This window comes from Treponema endosymbiont of Eucomonympha sp. (assembly GCF_001028545.1).
The window spans coordinates 1-545 of record NZ_BBPW01000481.1 but is presented as its reverse complement, the minus strand read 5'-3'; the positions used below and the strand labels follow the sequence as shown (position 1 = coordinate 545).

Sequence of the window (545 nt, the reverse complement as noted above, 5' to 3'; positions counted from 1 at the left end):
GCCCTCAAGCACTGGCGGGGAATCGCCACACGCTACGCAAAACTTACCGTTTCCTTCATCTTTGCTATTTATATCAGGTGTTTTTCCTTTACGCCCACCTTCCAGTCCACACTACCTAGCGCCCCGTCTTCAATTTTTCGATAGTGAACGACTATGTATTCCCCCGCCGCGACTGCGCAAGCGGGGAATTCGTAGAGACAGTCAATTCCGTCATACGCGCTATATAGGGTAATGCCCGAGAGATTTCCGCCTGTGACGGCGTACAGTTCGATGAATTCACACTTGGGCTTGCTGTATTCGCTCCGCACTTCCGACAGCACCAGACGCGGCACTTCGTCATTGTAGCCGGAAAACGCAAGGCTGAACGACAGCGAGTTACCCACGGCGTCGCTTACCACACCAGTCAACAAATATTTTTCGCCGCGCATAGTTTTTTTTGACAGCGAAAGCGCTACGAATTTTGGGTCAGCCTCTGCATTAATCCGCGTTCCGTCGGCATACAGTTTATTGTCGCTGGTTGTTATGTGCAAATCGACAGCGGTAAT

Annotated in this window: 1 protein-coding gene; it reads right to left on the bottom strand. The window is 51.0% G+C overall.

Features of this window, described 5'->3' with window-relative positions; genetic code table 11:
• Positions 1 to 68 precede the first annotated feature (68 nt).
• Positions 69 to 545, bottom strand: a 477-nt coding sequence (locus AWU74_RS12070; RefSeq protein WP_498067491.1) for a lipoprotein TP_1001-related protein, incomplete at its 5' end; no start/stop codon positions are given.